General features: G+C 34.4%; 20 protein-coding genes and 2 pseudogenes. 13 read left to right on the forward strand and 9 right to left on the reverse strand.

All coding sequences use genetic code 11. The features are described from left to right. The 6 genes and pseudogenes from CVV77_RS22705 to CVV77_RS15995 all read left to right on the forward strand — a co-directional run bounded on the left by CVV77_RS22705 (window position 1) and on the right by CVV77_RS15995 (window position 7,196). Entirely contained in the window at window positions 1-129 is a 129-nt protein-coding gene (locus CVV77_RS22705; protein WP_198508146.1) for a class III lanthipeptide, read from the forward strand. A gap of 111 nt (window positions 130-240) precedes the next feature. Then, complete coding sequence (locus CVV77_RS15970; protein ID WP_100275864.1) at window positions 241-420, forward strand: hypothetical protein; 180 nt, start codon at window positions 241-243, stop codon at window positions 418-420. A gap of 21 nt (window positions 421-441) precedes the next feature. Continuing rightward, window positions 442-3,012: a class III lanthionine synthetase LanKC gene (gene lanKC / locus CVV77_RS15975; protein WP_100275865.1), complete on the forward strand. Its 2,571-nt coding sequence runs from the start codon at window positions 442-444 to the stop codon at window positions 3,010-3,012. Window positions 3,013-3,177: 165 nt separating this feature from the next. Further along, window positions 3,178-4,911, forward strand: coding sequence for an ABC transporter ATP-binding protein (locus CVV77_RS15980; protein ID WP_100275866.1), 1,734 nt, complete (start codon window positions 3,178-3,180; stop codon window positions 4,909-4,911). Window positions 4,912-5,207: 296 nt separating this feature from the next. Further along, complete coding sequence (locus CVV77_RS15985; protein WP_181280844.1) at window positions 5,208-5,570, forward strand: hypothetical protein; 363 nt, start codon at window positions 5,208-5,210, stop codon at window positions 5,568-5,570. Window positions 5,571-6,655: 1,085 nt separating this feature from the next. Beyond that, window positions 6,656-7,196 (forward strand): annotated as a pseudogene (locus tag CVV77_RS15995) (cupin domain-containing protein). Window positions 7,197-7,298: 102 nt separating this feature from the next. On the opposite strand, the gene CVV77_RS16000 reads toward CVV77_RS15995, so the two are convergent. Beyond that, window positions 7,299-7,880 carry a recombinase family protein gene (locus CVV77_RS16000; RefSeq protein WP_100275867.1) on the reverse strand — a complete coding sequence of 194 codons (582 nt, stop codon included), beginning with the start codon at window positions 7,878-7,880 and terminating at the stop codon, window positions 7,299-7,301. A 217-nt stretch (window positions 7,881-8,097) separates the two neighbouring features. Here CVV77_RS16000 and CVV77_RS16005 point away from each other — a divergent pair, with 217 nt between their 5' ends. Together CVV77_RS16005 and CVV77_RS16010 are read left to right on the forward strand one after the other, a co-directional pair. Next, window positions 8,098-9,564, forward strand: a complete 1,467-nt coding sequence (locus CVV77_RS16005; protein ID WP_100275868.1) for a SulP family inorganic anion transporter — start codon at window positions 8,098-8,100, stop codon at window positions 9,562-9,564. A 17-nt stretch (window positions 9,565-9,581) separates the two neighbouring features. Then, window positions 9,582-10,001 (forward strand): universal stress protein, encoded by a 420-nt coding sequence (locus tag CVV77_RS16010; protein WP_100275869.1) that lies wholly within the window; start codon window positions 9,582-9,584, stop codon window positions 9,999-10,001. A 101-nt stretch (window positions 10,002-10,102) separates the two neighbouring features. On the opposite strand, the pseudogene CVV77_RS16015 reads toward CVV77_RS16010, so the two are convergent. The 4 genes and pseudogenes from CVV77_RS16015 to CVV77_RS16030 all read right to left on the reverse strand — a co-directional run. Next, window positions 10,103-10,261: pseudogene (locus CVV77_RS16015) on the reverse strand (DUF255 domain-containing protein); the annotation flags it as partial. 467 nt (window positions 10,262-10,728) lie between these two features. After that, complete coding sequence (locus CVV77_RS16020; protein ID WP_395940383.1) at window positions 10,729-11,433, reverse strand: alpha/beta hydrolase; 705 nt, start codon at window positions 11,431-11,433, stop codon at window positions 10,729-10,731. Between the two features lie 199 nt (window positions 11,434-11,632). Then, window positions 11,633-11,896, reverse strand: coding sequence for a prephenate dehydratase domain-containing protein (locus tag CVV77_RS22710; protein WP_100275871.1), 264 nt, complete (start codon window positions 11,894-11,896; stop codon window positions 11,633-11,635). Between the two features lie 694 nt (window positions 11,897-12,590). Then, on the reverse strand, window positions 12,591-13,208 hold the full coding sequence (locus tag CVV77_RS16030; RefSeq protein ID WP_100275872.1) for a hypothetical protein: 618 nt from the start codon (window positions 13,206-13,208) through the stop codon (window positions 12,591-12,593). A gap of 304 nt (window positions 13,209-13,512) precedes the next feature. On the opposite strand from CVV77_RS16030, the gene CVV77_RS16035 reads away from it, so the two are divergent. The 3 genes from CVV77_RS16035 to CVV77_RS16045 all read left to right on the forward strand — a co-directional run bounded on the left by CVV77_RS16035 (window position 13,513) and on the right by CVV77_RS16045 (window position 15,773). Further along, entirely contained in the window at window positions 13,513-13,752 is a 240-nt protein-coding gene (locus tag CVV77_RS16035) for a helix-turn-helix transcriptional regulator (RefSeq protein ID WP_100275873.1), read from the forward strand. Beyond that, window positions 13,742-14,098, forward strand: coding sequence for a DUF2178 domain-containing protein (locus CVV77_RS16040; protein WP_100275874.1), 357 nt, complete (start codon window positions 13,742-13,744; stop codon window positions 14,096-14,098). The genes CVV77_RS16035 and CVV77_RS16040 overlap by 11 nt, the downstream gene beginning before the upstream one ends. Window positions 14,099-14,855: 757 nt before the next feature. Further along, window positions 14,856-15,773, forward strand: a complete 918-nt coding sequence (locus tag CVV77_RS16045) for an EamA family transporter (RefSeq protein ID WP_019257552.1) — start codon at window positions 14,856-14,858, stop codon at window positions 15,771-15,773. 725 nt (window positions 15,774-16,498) lie between these two features. Here the strand turns inward: CVV77_RS16045 and CVV77_RS16050 are convergent. Next, entirely contained in the window at window positions 16,499-16,951 is a 453-nt protein-coding gene (locus CVV77_RS16050; RefSeq protein ID WP_100275875.1) for a hypothetical protein, read from the reverse strand. An 853-nt stretch (window positions 16,952-17,804) separates the two neighbouring features. After that, entirely contained in the window at window positions 17,805-18,830 is a 1,026-nt protein-coding gene (gene desA, locus CVV77_RS16055) for a Delta(5) desaturase DesA (protein ID WP_100275876.1), read from the reverse strand. Between the two features lie 793 nt (window positions 18,831-19,623). Here desA and cspC point away from each other — a divergent pair. After that, window positions 19,624-19,827: a cold shock protein CspC gene (gene cspC / locus CVV77_RS16060; RefSeq protein WP_003240492.1), complete on the forward strand. Its 204-nt coding sequence runs from the start codon at window positions 19,624-19,626 to the stop codon at window positions 19,825-19,827. 625 nt (window positions 19,828-20,452) lie between these two features. Here the strand turns inward: cspC and CVV77_RS16065 are convergent. Further along, window positions 20,453-20,914 (reverse strand): CarD family transcriptional regulator, encoded by a 462-nt coding sequence (locus tag CVV77_RS16065; protein WP_003240494.1) that lies wholly within the window; start codon window positions 20,912-20,914, stop codon window positions 20,453-20,455. A 635-nt stretch (window positions 20,915-21,549) separates the two neighbouring features. Continuing rightward, window positions 21,550-22,437 carry an AraC family transcriptional regulator gene (locus tag CVV77_RS16070; protein WP_100275877.1) on the reverse strand — a complete coding sequence of 296 codons (888 nt, stop codon included), beginning with the start codon at window positions 22,435-22,437 and terminating at the stop codon, window positions 21,550-21,552. A gap of 490 nt (window positions 22,438-22,927) precedes the next feature. Between CVV77_RS16070 and CVV77_RS16075 the strand changes: the two genes are divergently transcribed. Then, on the forward strand, window positions 22,928-23,305 hold the full coding sequence (locus tag CVV77_RS16075) for a hypothetical protein (RefSeq protein ID WP_100275878.1): 378 nt from the start codon (window positions 22,928-22,930) through the stop codon (window positions 23,303-23,305). Window positions 23,306-23,676 lie beyond the last annotated feature (371 nt).

The following is a 23,676-nucleotide window of genomic DNA, read 5'->3' on the forward strand; positions in this document are numbered from 1 at the left end:
ATGAAAAAGCTATTATCACTTCAGCACAAAGCACTTGATAAAGAAGTTACTCTTTTAAAAGGTAAGTCATCAGTAAGTTTAGGCTGCGATAAGATCAGCACAATTAGTATGTATTTCTGTGGTAACTAATGGTTATGGACAACCTTACTTAGAGAAAGAGAGGGGATCATCCTCTCTTTCCAACCCAAAAGTAAAGTAAATATAATGTTCCATTTTAAAATGTAATAGGAGTTGATGTAAATGTCAAGAAGAAAGCAAATTAATAACATACTAAAATTGCAGAGTTTGGAGAGTGGTTCAGCATATAATGCAGGGGCGACAGGAACTGTAGAAGGTCAATCACTATCTTTTTATAGTATAGCCTTTTGTGCTTCTCCTCTTCCTGTCAGCGCAGTGAGTGCAGCTTTTTGCAATAACTAATCAATTGAAAGGGTTGTAAATATGGATTTGCGATATTTTAATTATCTTAGTTCGACAAACAATTCTTTTTACACAAAGCCGGATACCCCTAATAGGGAGTCGGCTTTGTATATTTCTAATATACCTAATAATTATAAAACTATAAAAGAAAATCATTGGATTCATATTATGAATAAAGATTATGAACTTCCAATGCAAGGTTGGAAAATTCATATAAGTACTACAATAGATTCTGCAGAAAAAACATTGGAAATTGTATCAAATATATTGTTCGCTTATAAAGTCTCTTTTAAATATGTTAAAAGTTTATGGGAACTAAGTATTAAAAATTCAAAGTATAGCGACAGATCTTCTGCAGGTAAGTTTATTACGATTTTCCCGTCAAATGAGGAAGTATTTTTAAATTTGTTGAAAATATTAAGCAGGCAGCTAGACACTCTTCCTAAAGGTCCTTATATTTTAACTGACAAAAGATGGTACGACAGTAATGTTTACTTTAGATATGGTGCATTTATTGGCATGTATTTTTATGAAGATAATAAAAAGGTATATGCTATTCAAAGTCCCTCTGGGGATTTAGTTGAAGACTCAAGAAGGCCTCATTATTCTATACCCGAATTTATCACTGAACCTGCCCCTATAAGAGAAATGGATACTAAATTAGAAAACGAGATAGCTGAACCTACTCGATTAGATGATATAGAGATTATCCATGCAATTCATTATAGTAATGGAGGAGGAGTATATTTAGCAGTAGATAAACTAAATAATAAAGTTATCCTTAAGGAAGGAAGACCAAATATAGGATTAGACAGTCTTGGAATTGATGCCTTTACAAGAATAAAAAATGAAGCGATGATTTTAGAAAAACTTGAAGGGACGCATTATCCCGTAAAAATATATGATTTTTTTAGGGCGTGGGAACATCATTTTATTATAGAAGAATATATTGAAGGCACATCACTTAGAACTTGGCTTGCAATAAAATATCCTTTTTATACGAATGAACCAAATAAGGAGTATCAATATCTAAAATCAGCATTAAATATTTTGAATCAACTAATAGATGCTCTAACTGAAATTCATAATCACGGAATAGGGATAGGAGATTTACAGCCCTCAAATATTATTATTACACCTGAAGAAAATATACGATTGATAGACTTTGAAACTGCTAGTTTTATTAATGATAGTGTACCATCAGGTTTAAAAACATTTGGTTTTACTGGCGAGCCTAATTTGACTAGAAAACAAGCGGATTGGTTTGCATTACTAAGAATATCGAGATATTTATTTTTGCCTATTGGTCCAGTTCAAGATATTTCTTCAAAAATTTTAGAGATACATGATAGATATATTGAAAATTATTTTGGCTCCGAAGCTATAAAAATAATTAATAAAATACAAGATATATGTTCGCGAGTTCAGGCAAAATCAGCTAGAGATTTACTGAATTATGAATATAAATATAAACATATTAAAGAAATGACACTAAATGAAATGAAGATATCACTTCAAAATAATATAATAAAAAATTTGTTTGTTGATGAAAGAGTAATCCCAGGAGATATTAGACAGTATGAATTAAAAAATGGATTATTTAATATCTTAACTGGCGGTTTTGGAGTTGTATTAGCCTTCAATAGAGCAAATATTCAAAATGAACAATTACACGAATGGATATGTCATCAATCTTTGGACGATCTTTTGAAGATGGAAGATGGACTATTGACTGGAAAGGCCGGAATAGCCACTACTTTATGGGAATCAGGATATTATGACAAAGCAAAACTTATTTTTAATAGTATTAATAATTTTAAAGATAACTACGATGTAACATTATCCTCTGGATTATCTGGAATCGGTTTAGCTTTTTTAGGACTGTCATATGAAAAAGACTCTATTAATTATCTTAACAAATCAATTGAAATTGCAAACCGGCTAGAGGAATTATTAGAAAAAAATGTTTCAATAGTTCCTTATGATATAGATATAATTCCTCGTGGTCTTATCAATGGGTGGTCAGGTGTTTCACTCTTTTATTCTTCTTTATATAAAAGAACTAAAAATCCTAAATGGCTTATTTTATCGAAAAGATCTATTGAAAAAGACTTAATCACTGGTAAATTTGATGATTACGGCGCTTATCAATTAGAAGATATATCAAGAGTAGTTCCTTATTTAGATGGTGGAAGTGCTGGTGTTGGGTTCGTATTAATTGAATTGAGTTTACTTTTAAAGGACGATTTATGGAGAGAAGAATTAGAAGGGATTTACAAAATAGCAAAATCAAAGTGTTTTTACAATTGTGGGTTATTTCGAGGTACTGCCGGGATAATCGCTGTTAGTCATGCAATTGATAAATATTATAACAGAAGTATAAGTACTGATAATTTAAAAACATTAGATCTTCACCTCTTTAAAGGAGAGATGGAGATATATACTCCTGGAGACTTTGGATATCGTTTATCAAATGATATATTTTCTGGTTCTTTAGGGTTATTTCTCGTAATACAAGGTATCATAAACAATACTAATTATATGTGGCTCCCTGTAATGAACATCAACAAAGTATTTGAGTCTAATTCTTAATTATTTTATCTCCATGTAACCTTTCTTAATGTTTATCTGTATATGGGTATAGTGATGTAACTACGTAGATTGAAAGTGAAAAACTTATGTTTTACAGTTTTGTAATTAATCCCTCTTAAAAGACAGAATAGAGGATAAACTAATTAATTTTAAAGGAGAATTATTATGAAGTTTAAAAATCCCTTGTTTTTTTTATTATGTAAAATAAAACTTCCTTTATTATTAATTTTGTTTGCTATTACCATTTCGTCAATAGGTAGTATTAGTGGTTTGTTTATACCTCTACTTACAGGTAGAGTTGTTGATAAATTCTCTGAAAACACTTTTGATAGGGGATTTATAGTAATTTTTCTAAGCATCTTTTTAATTAACGCGATCTTAAGCGGTGTTGGATTATATTTGCTTAGTAAAATTGGTGAAAAGATGATTATGGCAATTCGTTTTATGCTGTGGGAACATATAATTAAACTGAAAATTTCTTTCTTTGATAATAATGAAAGTGGTTCAATAATGAGTCGTATCACAGACGACACCAATGTTATCAACACTTTTGTATCTCAAAAATTACCCAATATAATACCAGCTATCATCACTGTTTTAGGCTCCGTTATTATTTTATTAAGAATGGATTGGCAAATGACTCTTATCACTTTTATTATAGTGCCTATATTTCTAGCAATAATTATCCCGTTAGGCGGAATGGTAAGGAAAATCTCAAAAAAAGCGCAATCGGAAATCGCCAGTTTTAGTGGTTTATTAGGGCGTGTCTTAACAGAGATACGTCTAGTGAAGGTATCTAATACAGAGAATCAAGAATTAAAAAATGCCTATAACAATCTATTTGAAGTTTATAGATTAGGGTTAAAAGAGTCTAAGATCATTTCAATTATTCAACCTTTAACTAGTCTCATCCTTTTACTAACTATAGGAATTATTCTCGGGTTTGGTGGTATAAGAGTCTCAACGGGTGTAATATCTGCTGGCACCCTAGTAGCTATGATTTTCTATGTCATTCAATTGTCAGGTCCTTTGACAAACTTTTCAACGTTACTTACAGACTACCAGCGTGCTATAGGAGCTAGCCAAAGATTAAGTGAAATATTACTGGAGCGCAAAGAAGATGTAAGGTCGAGTGAAAATGCTTCAAATATTAATTTTAGCAATCAAAGTTTAAAGTTTACAGACGTAAGTTTCAAATATGATGATAAACCGATTTTGAATGAACTAACTTTTGATATTCCAAGTAGAAAGGTTACTGCTTTTGTAGGACCCTCTGGTTCTGGTAAAAGTACAATTTTTAATTTAATTGCACGCTTGTACGAATTACCCCAAAATAATGGATACATATCTCTGGAAGGAATACCGATTAATAAGTTTAACCTATCAGATTGGCGCAATAAAATTGGGTATGTAATGCAAAACAATGCAATGATAAATGGTACCATAAAAGATAATATAACTTATGGTATTAAAAGAGAAATTAGTGAAGATGAAATTATTCAGTATTCAAAATTGTCTAACTGCCATGAATTTGTTATGTTGTTAGATAAAGGTTATAATACAATAATTGGTGAAAAAGGAGTAAAGTTGTCAGGAGGCCAGCGCCAACGAATTGATATTGCAAGAAACTTTATTAAGGACCCTGATATTCTTTTATTAGATGAAGCAACAGCTAGCTTGGACAGTGAGAGTGAGCGGAAAATTCAGAATTCACTAGAAGAATTAATGAAAAATAGAACAACAGTAATAATAGCTCACAGATTAGCAACAATTAAAAAAGCAGATCAAATTATTTTCTTAGATCAAGGAGTGATTACTGGTAAAGGAACTCATAACCAATTAATGCTCACCCATGAAAAATACAGGCGATTTGTGTCAGCCCAACAATTGGCTAACTAAATTATAATCTGCTCTTATATATATTTATGAGTTATGAATTTGATTTCATAATCTCAAAAGCTTAAGGTATAGTTTGGATTTAAGTACAAAAAAAGTTTCTCACCAAATATAGTATAATCTCGAAATTAAATGTAGTATTTACCAATCTCTATATATTATATCTTGGTGATAATTCGTAACGATATCACCCATAAGTTGATTTTTCTGCATATTATTTTATGGGAGAGCATAAAATAATATGCAGAAAAAAAAGGATACCCGTTTTTACTAAGATTTATAAAAAAGGAGTTATAACGATGTTGAAAAGGTTTTTTCTGGTTTTACTTACACTAATTATGTCTATAGTTGTTATGCTAGTGGCTGCTAAAAATTCTCCTGGAGATAATGTCATTTCATTTGATGAGCCTCGTATCTTAATGATATCAATTGGAATAGTTGTATTTTTATTCATTCCTCCATTAGTCATGTCCTTTTTTGGTAACTGGGTTGTAAGAATAATATCTGGAGTATACCAATGTTTTATCGTTTTAACCTTTCTGGGGCTAATTCCAATTGGATTTCTTATTCCAAATGGAATTTTGACAATTATTGCTTCTATTTTGGGAACTGTAGTTAGTATAACTAGTGTTGTAGTAACCTTTTTGATTGATAGAAAATAAAAAAGTTAAATATTAAAAAAGTTTCTATTATTAAACTGCTCTTGTCAAGTGGACAGTGAAGTAACTAACAAGGTTAGGAGGCACTCCCACATATTGAGGAGAGAGGCTTTCTCTTTGGGACTGAACCCCGTTTTGAGACAAGGATCAAAACACCTTTTAAACAAACAGCCAATTGCCGATCGTTTATAGGTGATTGGCTGTTTCGGTTCGTTTGAATACGAATATGGTTATCAATAAATCTTTGACAGTGCGTTCTACGATGGGGTCGTGGCTCGATCAACGCTGTAGATAGAACGTTTCAGACTTTAGCGAGGAATGAAACGATTCGATGGAAGCATTATCAGCGGGCGTTTCTTTACGGGACATGCTCAAATGAGAATGCCTTTTGTTTTAACTTCTTCTTACGCTTCTTCATCTTAACCCAGCACTGCCACTGATTTTCGCATCATATGTTGAACCGTTTTATGGTTAATATGCATTTCCTTTTTTAATATTGCAAAGATTCTCGATATCCATCTCGATACTTGTGCTTTCGGCATACATAATACGCCAATTTGTTTTTCGAAATGCCGTTTGGGATGATCTTTCGTCAGATCCTTCTTCCAACGATAATAAGACGCTCGAGAGATACCTAAATGAATACAGATATTCTGCACGGTCATTGTACTGTGCAATCCTTCTACAAGTTCGACTGACGTTTCGCTATCAACTTCTTTTCCAATTCGTTGTACTTTTTTAACACTTCATTCTGTTGTCTCAGATAACGATTCCGCCTGCAGTTTCTCTAATTCGGAAGAGTACTCCGGCCCTTTTCCGTAAGTGTATTGCTTTCCAACAGGCTGTTCGAATCGATATATATCCCCAGTTTTATGCCATCTAACCGATTGCTGAACCTTTCTGCATGATCTCTTTCATAGGCACGCCTGCCAATCTCATTTCAGTTTTCAAACTTGAAAGTGTTTTTTGATGAATTCATTTGCACTCGTGAACGAACCACAGGCCTCCATAAAGAAGTTATGCAGTGGTACATTCCCACCACACATGCATAGGGTAATATCATAAAACTAAAAAATGGGGATCGAAACATGTACTATATACCTGTTATTCAGCAATATTCTTATGATGTGTATGCACCAAGGTGCTGTGACGGAAGGTCGGTTTATTGGATGAACCCAAATAAAAGTAAGCATAAACGCAGGCCAAAACCTTCACTTGACAGATTATGGGCCGAAACCATTTGTTATTAATATTAACAAAGCGACAAAACAAAACAATACGTTCCGTACCGCGCTATGGACAGGAGCACACCTGCAAGTTACTGTAATGAGTCTCGATATTGGAGAAGATATCGGTTTGGAAATACATTCTTACCTCGATCAATTCTTGCGGATTGAGCAAGGCCGCGGCATCGTTAAAATGGGCAAGAGCAAAGATCTGGTAAACTTTCAGCGAAATGTTTATGATGATTCAGCCATCGTCATACCTGCCGGCACATGGCACAATCTGATCAATACAGGTAATAAGCTGCTAAAACTATACTCCATTTATGCCCCGCCTAACCATCCATTTGGCACAGTTCATGTGACCAAAGCAGATGCAGAAGCTGCGGAAAAGGTGCACAGTTAATACAGAAATTCAGCGGGTTAATGAGATTGTTTCACAAAGTATTTCCCAACATTTATCTTTTTCGGTTTTAACACAAACCATATCCGGCGTTGTTTATGTGGATCATTTTTGAGAGGGAATGAATAATGAATCAAAATCATTCCAATTATCTAAATAACGGTACAGTGTTGTTTTACTGATACCCGTCTCTTTGGTAATTTGCTGAATGGTATACTGTTTGCTTTGATACATTTCCATCGCGCGGCGGACATTATGGTCAGGTTTTCTCGGACGTCCTGTATTTTTCCCCTTTAATTTCGCCTCTTGAATTCCAACCTTTGTATTTTCACTAATAATGTCAAATTGAAATTCGCTGACTCTTTCTAAAAAATCGAAGAAAATGGAACCGTTTTTCTTTGAGGTGTCCACCTTATCTAATATTGAGATAAAGTTGATTTGTTTTGTTTTGAAAAAATCAATGATATCAATTAGTTTTTTTGTAGAGTCCGCAATACTGTACAACTTATAAATAATTACGGTATCCCCGACTTTTAAACTTTTACATAATGACTCAAATTCTGGTCTGTTTTTTGCTGAATTTGTTTGTTCAATATATATCTTTTCACAGTTGAATTCTTTAAGTGCAGCTAGCTGTTTTGTTACATCCTGATCTTGACTAAACGGACGTGCATATCCAAAAATCAAATCATCAACCCCCGATGAATTTTGTATATTTTATTATAACAAAATAAGGTGGGTAGCGCAGAGTACACCGGTGGTACCAAAAAAGATCTATTTTGGTACAAAAAATTGTAGATATTTGAATTCTTGTTTGTTACATTTTAAATAGTTACAAACGGCCCTGACTTCTATGAGAGTTAGAAGTCAACAAAAATAATCATAAAGAGGTGTACTGTATTTTATGTTTAAAAAATTAAATATGGAATGGTTCTCAAATATAAAAGGGGACTTATTAGCTGGTATTGTAGTTGCTTTAGCATTAATACCTGAAGCCATTGGTTTTTCCATTATTGGAGGTGTTGATCCTATGGTAGGATTGTATGCTTCATTTTGTATTGCTGTAGTTATTTCTTTTGCAGGCGGCAGACCTGCTATGATTTCTGCGGCTACAGGGGCTATGGCTTTGTTAATGGGAACGTTGGTGAAGGATCATGGATTACAGTATCTGTTTGCTGCTACGATCCTGACGGGTATCATCCAAATCATATTTGGGGTTCTGAAAGTGGCGCGATTAATGAAATTTGTACCTCGATCGGTTATGGTAGGTTTTGTTAATGCGCTGGCCATTTTAATTTTCATGGCACAAGTTCCTCATTTTGTTGGAATATCCGGTATGACATATGTGTTTGTCGGCATAACATTAGTCATTATTTATTTGTTCCCGTTTATTACAAAGGCTGTTCCAAGTCCTTTAATAGCGATTGTATTTCTTACGGTCATTTCTATTTGGGGTCACTTTAATGTTCAAACAGTTGGAGATTTAGGAACAATCAAACAGGCTTTGCCGAGCTTTTTGATTCCCGATGTTCCATTAAACTTTGAGACGTTATCAATTATCTTCCCGACTTCTATTGCTCTAGCTGTCGTTGGTCTGCTTGAGTCGTTGTTGACATCTTCAATTGTTGATGACATGACAGACACAGAAAGTAATAAAAACAGAGAGAGTCGGGGACAAGGCATTGCCAATATCGTTGCTGGATTATTCGGCGGTATGGCTGGATGTGCGATGATTGGTCAATCTGTTATCAACGTAAAGTCTGGAGGGAGAGGGAGACTGTCAACCTTTACGGCTGGTGTATTCCTCATGTTTTTAATACTAGTTTTAGGTGAATGGGTTATTCAAGTTCCTATGCCTGCACTGGTTGGCGTTATGATTATGGTTTCAATTGGAACATTCGATTGGTCTTCGCTCCGAACGCTTAGAAAAGTCCCACTTACTGATACGGTTGTCATGATTGTTACTGTGATTACAGTTGTAGCAACAGATAATTTATCCATTGGTGTAATCGCAGGTGTCTTATTAAGCGCCATATTCTTCGCTTCTAAAATCTCAAGAGTGAAGGTGGACATTTCTTCTGTATCAGACAAAGAGATTGTTTATGATGTTAAGGGCCAAGTGTTCTTTGCATCTGTTCAGGATTTTGTGAATTCATTTTCATATGAAGATGTGAAAGAGCGTATCGTGATGAACTTTTCTGAGGCGCATATTTGGGATGATTCAGGTGTCGCCGCAGTGGATAAAGTTGTCTTGAAATTCAAAGAACATCATGCAGATGTTAAATTGGTTGGCTTAAACGAGTCAAGCCGCCATTTGATTGAAAAGCTGGCTACTTTCAATCATCCAAATGCACAGCCGTCAGGCCACTAAGGGGAAGGTGAAGGGGTATGTATAAAAATATTTTGTTGGCAGCTGATGGTTCAGATCATTCGATTAGATCAGCAGAACATGCAATCCGTATAGCAAAACTGGTACCTGATTCAAGAGTGGAAATCATTTATGTTAAGGACTTTTCAAAAGCAAAAAGTGAAGTGCTCCATACTTCAAGTACTGAAGAATTGGAAATGGAAAGACGTAAGAAGTTAGACCCGGTTATAAAAAAATTTGATCAAGCTGGTGTACAACATGGTTTAATTATGAAACATGGAGAACCAGGACCCACAATTGTCTCTTATGCAAATGAAAATCAATTTGATATGCTCATAGTAGGCAGCAGGGGATTGAATTCATTACAGGAGATGGTGTTGGGTAGTGTAAGCCATAAAGTTGCTAAACGTGTGAACTGTCCTGTGCTGATCGTAAAGTAATTGTTGAACAAGTCGATTAAGAATAAATCGGCTTGTTTTTTTTGTGTGGTTATTTTAGTAGACATGTCACCAATGACATGTGCGTGTAGCTACCCGAGCTAGCTATACCCAATAGATACGAGAACAGGTTTGTTTTCGCGTTTCGCTTTTTCAAATGCTTCTTCTCCCCAAGGGAACCAATTAACGGGGTTGTGAGCATGTTGAAGTAAATATGGAGACTTCTCAGCGATTAATCTATTGGGCTTATTGTTAGTGGGCATGGGATCACCTTCTTTCATCTAATAATTTTCTTTTTTAACGTACCACAATTATTGAATTATATACTTTCATTAGTAATGTGGCATTACATTCGTTTAATAAGATAATCATAAAAAAAGTTAGTCATCGATGTGATTGGTCCACCATTCTGATAAATCCTCTGGAAGGCTGTTCCCTATTTTTTGTAATAATTTCATAGCTTTTTTCTGAAATCTCTTATAATCTTCATCAGAAGTAACATTATGAACGTTATCAAAACCTAATTTTAAAAAAAGATAGAAAAATTAAAGGGTTCTACATATTAGTCATATCTAATATGTAGAACCCTTTCTTCTTTTACTAAAGCACCCGTTTGTTTAAGTTAGTAAATTCACATTCATAATATCTTTCAAATATACTACCAGTTTATATATTCATAATTCTTCTCTAGCAGGTTCTTCATTAAATCTCTTAGATAAATTGTAATTTGTTAATCTATATGCTTGTGTAACCACTGTTCAAATACCTTCAACTGTTCTTCAGTATGAAAGTAATGTTCACCTGCATCCAGGACTTCTAATTCACAACGGTGTTTTTTTGTAAAATAGTTAATAGTTTCAAATTCGCACAGTTCATCCTTGGCTCCATACATAATATATGTATCTGTATTCCATGTATTAATAGGATGTTCTTTTACATAGCATAAATAATCCCAATATAACTTTTGACCAATAGGTGTTTCTATAGTCATTTCTTTTTGCAAAAGCTCTGGTGTTACATTAAACCATTTCATCATATTTTCGATAATTCGTTCCATATTAACTACGGGTGATAAAAATAATGCCTTTTTTAACACATCATTTTGATACGCCAAAAGGCTAAAATAAGCTCCCATACTACATGCAAACACATTTACTTCTTTCCAGTGTTCTTTTGCGTAATTCATAATTATAGATAATTCACTAACACAAAGCTGTACCTTGCAAGGAGTATTATCATTTTTTCTTTCTCCATGCTCAGGTAAATCAAAGCTTAATACTTGATAACCTTTTTGATTGGCTTCTTCAGCTAATAATTGAATCACTGCATCTTCCTTATTTGACATATTTCCATGTACTGCAATAAAAATTTTTTCACTCTTTTCTCCCCATAAAACCGCGGGAATATTCCTAATTTTAAAGTTATCTTTAAGCATATTTCCTCCATAGAATAAGACATATAGGATTGGGTAAAAAATCACATACATTTTATATTCTTCTACGTAGTCTCAAACAAATCAAACTATTCCTAATTTACCACAAATGAATTATATTATCTCTCTATATCTGTATAACATATTCTACTTTGTATTTAAAACCCTTCTTTTGTCCACTTCTTCAGAAGTTTACAAGTTCTTATTTTGATTCCTTTGCTTCAATAAATAATTGATTTCGGAGTAGGCCATCCGCCGTAATATTAATTGTACCTTCAATAGAATTTTCAATCGGTACGATCCCCTTATCAGCCCGATTTTCACCCACAATTTCAAGAACGTTTATTATGGTGTCGCACATTTTCCATTCAGTACCCTTTGGAAAGTATTGAAATGAGGCTTCTGCTGAAAAACTCCCATTAGGCCTAAATAAGCAACTCTCATTTTTACACCTCTTTACTTTTATACTATTTTACATAGTATATCGCATCTATAATTTTCAGACGAGGCACCAGTGACACGTGCAATACCATAAAAAAATATTCAGTGGTTTAATAACCTAAAAACAGTGCCCATTTTGGTTGAGGGACTTGAAGAATGAGGATACCGAATGAACAGGTATGTATCTTTATCGTTTTAGCTCACCATTTTTTAACCATATTTCATATAAACGTATAGAAATGGTGTAAAGTGAATATACTGAGTGTAATGAAAATAAGCTTTCATAACCAATGATATGGATTTACTATGTTGAGGGCCTAGTGGGTGAATAACCCGTGGAGGTTCAAGTCCTCTCGACCGCATCAATGATACCAAGGGTTGTAGACCTTTGGTATTTTTTTGTTTTCCCTTTTGTTTTTACGGTTTACTCCTTTTTACTACACTTGTTAGAATCATTCATCCAGCTTATCAGCCATTTCTAATTATTTATAATGTATTTCACGATTTAGAAAATCGGATTCTGTGCCGCATGGACCAACTTAAACAGCTGGATTGACGACCCAAATCAATAGGCAGAATTTAATGCAAAAATTGATTCTGAAACCGTGCCTGACTCTGTGTAAGTAGCACAGCAGACTGGCAACTGTGATGACAATAAAAAAATCACTATTCTCATCTTCTTAAGAGAGAATAGTGATTTTGAAACTTCTTTACCTAGATTACTTGATTTGGATCGCTGAAGCCTTGTTGTCCCAATCTGAAGCCATATTGGCCGTTTTGCCATACCAATCAGAATGTCTAAACATGACTCCTTTGCCATATCCTTGAGTTGAAGTATGTTCCCAGAGCGTCGTTGAATAACTTGAAGAAGGTGAAGCCGTACTTAAGGAGGAAATTCTGTCATTCCAGGCGGAAGGCAAGTTTTTAAACCCGTCTCTCCAATAAATATACTGACCGCCTTTATTTTTATACTCATAGAAATCGGTGCAACAAGAGCCGCTGGCCGTAGGCTGGAATTTGTTTTGAAGCCTTTGTTGATCTTTTGCGATAAATGCCTCTAAAGTTACCTTGCTCGTAAATCCATATGCCAACAAATCGCCGTTTTTATTCTGTTTAGGCAGAACCATGGTCACTTTTATATTGTTGGATTTGTTGTTCACTTGGGGCGGAGAACTTACATCTTTTCCATCTACAGATAAGTATTGGAATGACTTAATCGTATAATCGTTTGACTTGGCGACATTCGCCGGCGCAGCGCTTGCCGGCAATGCAGTCATCAAACAGGCTGCGGCGACGATACCCATCCCTATCGTTTTTTTGAACTTTGTTTTAAACATATGACAACACTCCCCTACTTAATTTCCCTATTATTCAATAGGGTGGAAGTATAATAGCATTAATAGAATGAAAATGATGTCTTTTTTTGCAGGAAAACATTAAATTAACATTTATTTAAACTTTCTATTCAGCCGGTTAAAAAAAGAGGATAGACGAATGTATGAATGAAATATGAATATCCACTTATTAGATGAGGTTTTAGAGAGGTTATCTGAGCAAACATAAAGGTATTTTGTATTTTTGTATAAGTTTACTTTACTTTTGTATAGGTAGAGTTTATAATTTGGTCAAGAGGTGATGGTCATGAAGAAAGATTTGGGTGATTCGATCTCAAATAAGGTTTATGAATATCGTGTACTTGCCAGGTTGTCTCAGCAAGAATTAGCAAAGAAAGTCGGGGTTTCCAAACAAACCATCTTCGTAATGGAAAAAGGAAATTATGTTCCGACTCTGCTGTTAGCTTTTCGAATTGCCGAATTTTTTAATGTGGATGTAAACGAGATTTTTACTTATGAGAAAGGAAATGATCAAAATGAAAATTAATTCGATCTCAGATACTATCACTGATGCAATTTTTTCCCCTTTAAAGTCCTGGGCTGAACATTCTCAAGGAAATTGGAGTATTCTCATTGGTAGCGGGTTTGTATTGCTTGTAGTCGGATTGATTCTGACATTCGTATTTCTTAAAAAAATGGGTAAGGCTGACGAAAGAACAAATCAAATATCATTAAAAAGTGCCCTCTTTATGTTATATGGAGTAATTTTGTGCGACTTGATTTTCCCGAAAGAATATATGTGGCAAGTTTTCTTCTTATTTAAATATTCTCTTGCCTTATTAGCTTCAGGAATCTACCTAGCCGTTCGATATAAAAAAGATTTTTTAAACTAAAGAACTAAATTGGGAAAATGTAAATTCAATTACTAAGAAATATAGTGGCTCTGTAGTTTTAATTGTTTTAGGAGAGGTAACGAATATTAAATCAATTTATAATGAGAATTTGGAGAAGTGGGGAGGTAATGGTGTTTTTTGCTCACCAATTATTAACCATAATTCATACAAACTTATAGAAATGATGTAAAGTGGAGTTAGAAAGTGTAATGAAAACAAGCTTTCATAATCAATGATATGGATTTAATATGTTGAGGGCCTAGTGGGTGAATAACCCGTGGAGGTTCAAGTCCTCTCGGCCGTATCAATGATACCAAGGGTTATAGACCCCTGGTATTTTTTTGTGCTTATTTTATTGTCTGCTGCCATTGACCGTATTGGTATTAAGCAGCATCGTAACATTTACTTACTTTGTAGATGCAGACAGTGCGTCAAATGGTGGTTTTAAAATTGCCGCAGATCGAGTTGGTGCATAACATAGTTATGAATGAATTTCCAAAAAAATACATTTCGTTTCATGTTCATTTTTTCATTAAACGGTATTTAAATTTTATAAGGACAAATTTAAAATATGTTTTGTAAACAGAATCAATTATGTTATTGACAATTAACATTTTTTAATTTTATAATACTGTTAAATTTGAATAATAAAATCTATTTTAGAGCGTGGATTTTTATAGAGGAAACTCTATTTTCGCCACACTACTGTCAATTGATAGTAGTGTGGCTTTTTTTATGAAAAAAGGAGGGAGAACTTTTGAAAAGTTGGCATTATGGATTAATTGTATTTTTAGGTGGGTGCTGTTATGGGATATTATCTACATTCGTTAAGCTAGCCTATTCAGCTGGTTATTCGGTCACTGAGGTGACAGGCGGGCAGTATTTATTTGGCACACTGATGGTCTGGATACTAGTTTTGAATACAAAAAAGCGAAAAGTAACGCGAAGTCAAACTATTAAGTTACTACTATCGGGTATCCCTTTTGGTTTAACAGGAGGATTTTATTATCAATCGTTACAATCACTTCATGCATCACTAGCTATCATTTTACTTTTCCAATTTGTTTGGATTGGTACATTTTTCGAGTGGATGTTTTATAAGAAAAAGCCTACAAAAGGGAAAATAATTTCGATAGCTATCCTGCTAGTCGGGTCTATCCTAGCAGCTGGGATTATTTCAGAGAAGGGAATCAATATGACTTGGCAAGGTATAGTCTGGGGACTACTCGCTTCCTTAACGTTTTCAACCTTCATCCTTCTTAGTGGTTCAGTTGGGAAAGAAACTCCACCCTTACTAAAGAGTGCTCTGCTTTCCACTGGGGGTTTAGTCGTTGTATTTCTATTGTTTCCCCCTATATATCTATTTGATCTTCCTGTTTTAAAGGGCGTGGCACCCTATGGTTTGCTTCTTGGTTTTTTTGGAGTTGTCCTTCCGCCTCTTTTATTTACCATTGGGATGCCACATGTTGGACCAGGACTTGGCACTATATTAACAGCATCTGAACTTCCAGTAGCTGTTTCAATGGCAGCACTAGTGTTAGAAGAGCATGTGAGCATAGTACGATGGATGGGAGTCATCCTCATATTAGGTGGAATTGCCGTCGGTAATGTACGTGCAAAAGCTAAACTGGATTCTGGCCAGGCACACCGAGATTCTCCTTCGCAACATTCTTGATTGCGTTTAACTAAGGGATCAATGCATTAAAGGCGCCCATGAATTAAGCTACTAACTCTTTTTACTAATACATTGAAAAGGAGTTTTATCATGACAAAGTATAGAGACTTCCTGAAGGTTTTTTAATGGGGTAGTGCCATTGCAGCACACCAATATTCTGTGTCCTCTTCTTTTTCTATTGAGGATGTACCATCGATAACTCATTATTCATTTGGTTCATTTACAGTTAAAACAGTGCCCATTTTGTGCCTTAAATGAATATAAATTGATATAAATGAGTGTAATGAATGACTTCAAATGCTTGAAATAACAGGCTTTTGTAATTGATAATAAGCTTCCACTTTATTGATGCCTTCGTTTTTTATTTTACTTATCTTGGCGAGTGGTCAAGGTTTCTTTACTGCCCAGAAAATATGAAAAACATCAAAAAAGGTATAAATAATGATAATGAGCGCTGTATAACCCTTAAATATAGGACATGATAATATAAGGTTGAGGGGAAAAGAGCAGGAAAAGCAGGAGCAGAAAATTGGAGAAAAGTAGTTACTAAGGGGTTTGATTTGCATCATATAGGATTTAATACAAAACCTTTTATTTAGAAAAAGAGAAGATGAAAAACCTGGTGTGAATTTATCTCCAAAGTATAGAAAGTAAGGAATCTTTTAAAAGACTAAAAAATGATGAAATTACGGAAAGGTAATGAGTGATTACCTTTCCGTAATTCGTTAATTATTTCTTTGAGCAATACGATATTTCATCTTAACACTACCACCTTGAGCCGATGGTGAAGCTGTAAATGTGTAATTGTATGTCCAACCAAACCAACCATTTTTAACCTCAGTCGAAATGTTGCCTTGCTTGCCTGGTGCGATGGTTCTTGAGACTTTTCCATCAATTGATATTTTTATGTCATTACTCCCGTTATTTGAAATCCAGAAGTTTACTTGTGCTCCGTCATTCTCATCTAATTCGAACTCCCGACTCCAGCTTGATTGATCAACAGAGCCCTCTGAAACCTCCTTGTCTAGAGCTTTGAATTCTCCACTACTAGTAACTGCATAATTTTTCGACGATACACTTGTAGTCGACTCCGCAAAAGCAGGTATAGTACAAGTTCCAACAATTACACCAGCTATCAGAGTCGATGTTACTCCTTTGAAAATGGACTTAAGATTCACGATCAAGCACTCCTTTTTAATTTAATTTATTATACATGCATACTTCGCATGTGTAATACAAATAATACCATGTAAAATAATTACAGTAAATGATTTTTTTGGACGATAATGTTTGTAACTCAACTTTTGTACCCTAAACATCCCAAATCAGACAAGTAAGCCTTGATATAGCTAGGTAAGTGGAAATTGAGATCTTCTTATTGAGGTATTGCTATTAGCAAAGATTTTCCGATACCCGCAAAACTAAAAAACATCCTTTCTCTAAAGTAACAAAAAGGGTAGTGTTTTTTGTGCTATTCAAGATTAATACGTACTCTTTTTTACTCTGTCTATCTACACTGAATTACAAAATCGGACAAGTCAAGATACTACCAAAAGAAAAAACTATCGCATCCAGTGGGCGAGACCACATTACTTCTCTTGTAAGTGGTTTCTTAGGTCTTAGCTGGAATTACAAATTTAAAGCTAATATTTTTAGTGATTTTTTTTAAAAAAAGTAGTGCCCAATTTTTGCCCAAAATTCATGAAAAAAGAAGAAAATAGGTGGAAATGAAGATAAAGATTGCTTTATTTATAAGGTTTATGTAATACATGATACGTTTTCACTATGTTGAGGGCCTAGTGGGTGAACAATCCGTGGAGGTTCAAGTTCTCTCGGCCGCATCAATGATACCAAGGGTTTAATCACCTTTGGTATTATTTTTTTTGCGGAAAATAGAAACAAATGTACCGCATTGTGGAGTCGGCAGGTGTATTTGGCATTGAAAAAGTGCTGACCTCTGCACAAATCCGTTGTGCGAGTCTGCACTTTTATTCTGCATTATACACTTTATCATCGATTAAGGAAGTGTATTTAATCGGTTGTTAGCCGGGTTGATACTTGGCTTTTAGCTTTTTTTAAGTGGCTAAAACCTACAAATTTTTTGCCTTCTTCATCCCATAGGCGGAACTTTAACGACTTAAAACTTGTTGCCAGTGTAATAGTTGGTACGTTTTGCAATGGTTCAGTGTTGTTATGCACTTTTTCAAGCTTATAGTTTGGGACTCTCGGGCTTAAATGATGAACATGATGGAAACCGATATTGCCTGTTAGCCATTGCATGACTTTTGGAAGCTTATAAAAAGAGCTCCCTTCAACTGCTGCTTTTACATATTCCCAATGCTCATCTTCTTCAAAATAAGAATCCTCAAACGTATGCTGAATATAAAACATCCAAATTCCGAGAGATCCTGATATCATAAAAATTGGAACCTGAACCAGCAGGAAGTTTTGCCAGCCAATAGCCCAACATAAAAGTGCTGCCAAAACGAAGATCCCCAGGTTTGTTACATACGTATTTATCCGTTCTTTGCGTTTTGCCCCTTTACGATTAAAACGATTGGTAATCCCGAAGACGTAAATCGGCCCAATAATAAACATAACAAACGGATTTCTGTACAAACGGTACATTAGTTTTGTCTTCGTTGAGGCTTCCTTATATTCCTCAACGGTCAGTACCCAAATATCGCCTGTACCGCGTTTGTCCAGGTTGCTGCTTGTCGCATGATGGACAGAATGATCGTGTGCCCAATGATCAAAAGGGTGTAGAGTCAGAATTCCTGTTATTGTTCCAAGGATTCGATTCGCCTTTCTGTTCTTAAAAAAGGAATAGTGGCAGCAATCATGAAAGATGATGAAGGTTCTTACTAAAAAACCTGCCGCAACGACAGAAATCACTAATGTAAGGAAATAAGAAATCGACAAACTCTTATATGCCAAATACCATAACAGGAAAAATGGAACCAATGTGTTAATGATTTGACAAATACTTTTTTCTAAATCGGACTTTTCATAGGGTGTAACCTGTTTTCTCAAAGTCCTTAGGTTTTGTTCATTCATTTTTTAAAAGTTTCCCCTTCCCTGATGATCTTCTAAGTATAGAAAACGTTTTATTGCCTTTGAAGTCCCAGCGTCATACACCATATATGATAAGTATCTTTCCCATTCATCTGTAAAATTATTGGAAATAATAAACTGATTTCCAGCTCAACTAAATCTTTATTAGCAGAGCCAGCCGGGATACAAAAGGCGTATGAGACTATACCCGGCTCTTTATCGGGTTAAACTCTCTCCCTGCTCCCCTATGGGAAATGGTTTGATTTATGAGTCATTTCCTAGTTTCTTAATTAAAAAGGCTTTGAAAAGTGATAATGAAGAAAAGGAAGATGATTTGTGGTCAAGTATTCTTGGCAAAAGGGGATAAACCATGAGTGACCGTTTGGAAACATCTGCAGAAACAAAGCTTTACCAGTAAACACCCCTGCTTTAAAAAGAATATCTTGCACTTGCCATGAAACAGCTGAGCTTTTTAAAGAAATCTTTAACAATCAATAATGAAGTACTTTTTAGCAAAGAAAAAGGTTTGAAGACACTCGCGATTCATTTTCACGGTGTTTTCAAACCATAGTTATTAATGGGCCTCTTATTCTGCACTGATATCCACATGTTTAATAAATAATGCGATTAATAAAATGATAATATTAATTTGCAGTTATTTCCGTTTCGTGTTAAGATAAAGAAGAATTATTTTTGTTCGGTGTAAAGGATAGTATGAATATCGACTTTTCGTCTTGATGATACTTTGGGCAGGGATAGTAAAACAATGTGTGGTAACGCACTAGGAGGCAACAAAATGGAACAAGGTACAGTAAAATGGTTTAATGCAGAAAAAGGTTTTGGATTTATCGAACGTGAAAATGGAGACGATGTATTCGTACACTTCTCTGCAATCCAAGGTGACGGATTCAAATCTTTAGACGAAGGTCAAAAAGTAACGTTTGACGTTGAGCAAGGTGCTCGTGGAGCTCAAGCTGCTAACGTTCAAAAAACTGCTTAATCTTCAATCGTGTATACAAACAGGCTCTTTATAGAGGGCCTGTTTTTTTATGTTCTGCTGTATAATACTCAATAAAAAACCCTACTCAACGTTCGAGTAGGGAGATGCTACAAGGTAATAGAAAAAGATTTAACACTTCAAAGGTTTGTTTATAGTATAACATACTTGATTGACAATATGCGGAATGTATATAAATTAATTACTTTTCTTTTCGTATAGACCTACATTTAAGATAAACAATTACTATTCACTGTCGCAGTGGATATAAGAAATTCTTAAAGATAGAGGGGAGATTAATTGTACTTTCTTCTAGAAATAATCACTTAGATATACCTAACACAATGAAAGCCCTGCCTCTCTTCCATCCTTACGGCTCCTTGTCCGTGCCAGTGTGAATCAGGATATTACAAAAATCGAGTGACTATTTTCTCGAGTTTTTTGATAAAACTTCAAATGTTCGTGAAGACATTTAAATAATAAAAATGGATTAGAAGGAATAACAAAAGAGGTTAATGTTCTAAAAGTAAGTTGAAGAAGTTGAACGTTTTTGAAATGGATTTACTTTTTATCATAATATTATCGTAAAATTCAGGATATTCATGCAATACATGATCTATAATTAACCTTAACAGAAACTTTTTATTTGTTTTTCAGTGATTCCTTTAATTACTTCCAGTTCACTAATCAAAAATTCATATGCATTATCCAACATTTTTTTTTCGCTTGCATTAAGTGCTTTTTCTTTCTTCATACGCATTAAATCACGTACAACTTCAGCGCCTTCTTGTATTTCACCCGTTTTTATTTTGTTCGTGTTTACTATATACCTTTGCTTATACGGCAGTAACCTATCTGATTCTCCATGCTGAAAAATGTGTATAATGTGTTTTAATGCACGTATATCAGTAACTGGTCGTATACTTGAACTCAATATTTTACGCGTTGGAATCATAACTTGCATATTACTAATAGTCATTTTTATGACATAATACTGTTGTTTTTTCCCTAAGATTTCTTTTTCTTCTATGGCTTCAATTATACCTGCTCCGTGCATTGGATAAACAATGTTATCGCCAATTTGAAACATATCATCCACCTCCATATATGGTAACCTTCTTAAGATTACCATATATGGAGGTGGATTATCAAACTTTTAATAATAACATGATTAAATTTTTATTGTCAATAACTTTTTTAAAAAAATCAGATCAAGTAAAAACAACATCAAAACAATAGGGAACGTGGTATTCCCAATAAAGGAAAGGTCAATTGGTCCGTGTATATCCTGAAACCTCGACTCATTAACATAGATCAGTTTTTCATTGAAAAATGAGTAATTAAATCTCCTTTAGGAATTCATGACTTGGTATCAAATATCATCTTGAACCATTTATTATTACAAATTATAGTGGTTCTCTTAAACCCTTTGTAAAAATGAACAGCAGACAAATTTTTATCATAATAAACTGCGAATTCAGTGATTCATTTTAAATCTAAATCAGTGCCCATTTTGTGCCCAAAAGGAATGTGAAATAGTGTAAATGGGTGTAATCGATATTATAAATGAAGATCAGTCGAATTCTATTGACAGTAATGGTATTAAGCAGCATCTCAACATTCACGTTGTAGATGCAGACAGCGCTTCAATGGTGATTTCAAAATTGCCGCAGATCGAGTTGGTGCATAAAGAGGAAGGGGTTAGCCCCCTTCCTTAAAGAACCTTTAGTTCCTCTTATTTCTCTTTTTTGAAATTGGTATCCAAATTTCACTTTTAAAGGATGGCGATGTTACATCCTTATGCTCGTTCCACAGTATTTCTGGACCTTCTATTTGTTCATAATTTGACGATGGAAACCATTCGGAATAAATGCGTCCCCATACTTCTTGCAGTGTATCCGGAAATGGTCCGATTGCTTCGAATACAGCCCACGTTGAGGCAGGAACTTCAAGCTGTGAGAGGTTATTTGGACACTGTTTCGTTGTGGCTGCGCCAATATAGTGATCGAGCTCTCCTTTTTCTTCTAACCGACCTTCAGAAAAATTCGTGGATGCACTAATCAGACCCAAAGGCGCTACATTAGAAAGCTTTTTAAGTTTATTGATTGCCTCTTCATCTAAACTGTTCCACATAGATGCAATTTCCGGATTAACCCCTTTGAAAATAATAGGAACTCTTTTTTTAATGCCAACGATGCGAAATGCCTCTTTTTCTTCAATACGATAGTTCATTTCACTTCCTCCTTTGATTGATAATTGGAAGGTCATTCGTGGATAAGCTTTAAGTGAATGGCCATTATTTCTAGCTTCTGATGGTCTTATGCCATGCAAATTTTGAAATGCCCGTGCAAAGGAATCTGGTGAGTGATAACCGTACTTAATTGCAATGTCAATAACTTTTACATTGCTGTTTTTAAGTTCAAAAGCTGCAAGAGTAAGACGTCTGCGACGGATATATTCCGATAATGAAATACCTGCAAGGAAGGAAAACATCCTTTTAAAATGATATTCAGAGCAGAAAGCAAGCTTCGCTACTTCTTTAAAATCAATATCATTAGTGAGGTTTTCTTCAATATACGTTAATGCTCTATTCATACTTTTAAGCGAACCCATTTATTGACCTCCTTTAACAAAAGAATAACAGGAGTGAAATGTATCTACCCGACATTTCGTGCACAGTTTTGCAGGATAACTTATATGTAATAAAGTATGTTATTCACCTGTATTTGTACAGGCCTTTTAAAAAAGTTGGTTTCTTAAAACATTCTATAAGGACATATGCATACTACAACAATTATTCGGTGGTTTGTTTTTGAAATTTCTTTTTTGAAGCGCTGTAAGTTTTGAATTGTCTGATTTCCATGAATTTGTTATGTTGTTAGATAAAGATTACATTACAGTAATTGGCGAAAAAGGAGTGAAGATTTCAGGAGGTTAATGTCAACGAATTGATATAGCAAGAGCTTTATCAGAATTCACTAGAAGAATTAATGAAAAAAAGAACTGTATTCATATTCTCCAATGAATAACATAAAATGGTTACGGAAATTGAAAAAAGGCAGGATAGCCGTTTTTAGTACGTTTAAAAAAAGGAGTCATAACGTTGTTAAAAAGGTTTTCTTTGGTTTTTCTTACGCTAATTATGTCTATAGTTGTTGTGCTTGTGGCTGCTAAAAATTCCCCTGGAGATCATGTCATTTCATTTGATGAGCCTATTATCTTAATGATATCAATTGGGATCGTTGTATTTTTATTCATCCCTCCATTAGCCATGTCCTTTTTTGGTAACTGGGTTGTAAGAATAATATCTGGAGTATATCAATGTTTTATCGTTTTAATTTTTATGGGGCTCATTCCAGTTGGATTTATTATTCCCAATGGTTTTTTGACAATTCTTCTTTCTATTGCAGGAACTTTAGTTAGCATAACTAGTGTTGTAGTAACCTTATTAATTGGTAGGAATAAAGAAGTTAAATACTAATAAAATCGTTACATTTAATGAACACCCTTGCCAAGTTGACAGTGAAATAATAAAACAAGGTTAGAAGGCTTTATCCCTAGTTTCGAGGAAAGAGGCCTTCTCTTTTTTTGTGTTGTGGACATGGGTATAGCCCTTTATGACTTGGGTGTACTTGAATAGCAAAGTGTGCCGGGGCATATCTTATAAGATTTCCTGCATTGATAACGTTTATTATAAATCAGGAGATGTATCTCGACGTGAAATGCAACAGCCCGCAAATTTCCTATTACCTCAAAGTAAGTCCTCTAAACGGTCAGCAGTTTCTTGTCCAAGCCTTTTTTTATGGTTGCATAATCTTCACCGTAAGCTTAATCTATTGAATAAATCATATA

It is taken from the genome of Bacillus sp. SN1 (genome assembly GCF_002796895.1).
Lineage (GTDB): Bacteria > Bacillota > Bacilli > Bacillales > Bacillaceae > Bacillus > Bacillus inaquosorum.

What these genes read in the sequence shown, in the direction of transcription:
- CVV77_RS16035 (WP_100275873.1), top strand. Translation starts at nt 13,513, where the DNA reads ATGAAGAAAGATTTGGGTGATTCGATCTCAAATAAGGTTTATGAATAT.
- cspC (WP_003240492.1), top strand. Translation starts at nt 19,624, where the DNA reads ATGGAACAAGGTACAGTAAAATGGTTTAATGCAGAAAAAGGTTTTGGA.
- CVV77_RS16010 (WP_100275869.1), top strand. Translation starts at nt 9,582, where the DNA reads ATGTATAAAAATATTTTGTTGGCAGCTGATGGTTCAGATCATTCGATT.
- CVV77_RS16065 (WP_003240494.1), bottom strand. Translation starts at nt 20,914, where the DNA reads ATGTTTCAAATTGGCGATAACATTGTTTATCCAATGCACGGAGCAGGT.
- CVV77_RS16030 (WP_100275872.1), bottom strand. Translation starts at nt 13,208, where the DNA reads ATGTTTAAAACAAAGTTCAAAAAAACGATAGGGATGGGTATCGTCGCC.
- CVV77_RS15970 (WP_100275864.1), top strand. Translation starts at nt 241, where the DNA reads ATGTCAAGAAGAAAGCAAATTAATAACATACTAAAATTGCAGAGTTTG.
- CVV77_RS15980 (WP_100275866.1), top strand. Translation starts at nt 3,178, where the DNA reads ATGAAGTTTAAAAATCCCTTGTTTTTTTTATTATGTAAAATAAAACTT.
- CVV77_RS16040 (WP_100275874.1), top strand. Translation starts at nt 13,742, where the DNA reads ATGAAAATTAATTCGATCTCAGATACTATCACTGATGCAATTTTTTCC.
- CVV77_RS22705 (WP_198508146.1), top strand. Translation starts at nt 1, where the DNA reads ATGAAAAAGCTATTATCACTTCAGCACAAAGCACTTGATAAAGAAGTT.
- CVV77_RS16020 (WP_395940383.1), bottom strand. Translation starts at nt 11,433, where the DNA reads ATGCTTAAAGATAACTTTAAAATTAGGAATATTCCCGCGGTTTTATGG.
- CVV77_RS16070 (WP_100275877.1), bottom strand. Translation starts at nt 22,437, where the DNA reads ATGGGTTCGCTTAAAAGTATGAATAGAGCATTAACGTATATTGAAGAA.
- CVV77_RS15985 (WP_181280844.1), top strand. Translation starts at nt 5,208, where the DNA reads ATGTTGAAAAGGTTTTTTCTGGTTTTACTTACACTAATTATGTCTATA.
- lanKC (WP_100275865.1), top strand. Translation starts at nt 442, where the DNA reads ATGGATTTGCGATATTTTAATTATCTTAGTTCGACAAACAATTCTTTT.
- desA (WP_100275876.1), bottom strand. Translation starts at nt 18,830, where the DNA reads ATGAATGAACAAAACCTAAGGACTTTGAGAAAACAGGTTACACCCTAT.
- CVV77_RS16005 (WP_100275868.1), top strand. Translation starts at nt 8,098, where the DNA reads ATGTTTAAAAAATTAAATATGGAATGGTTCTCAAATATAAAAGGGGAC.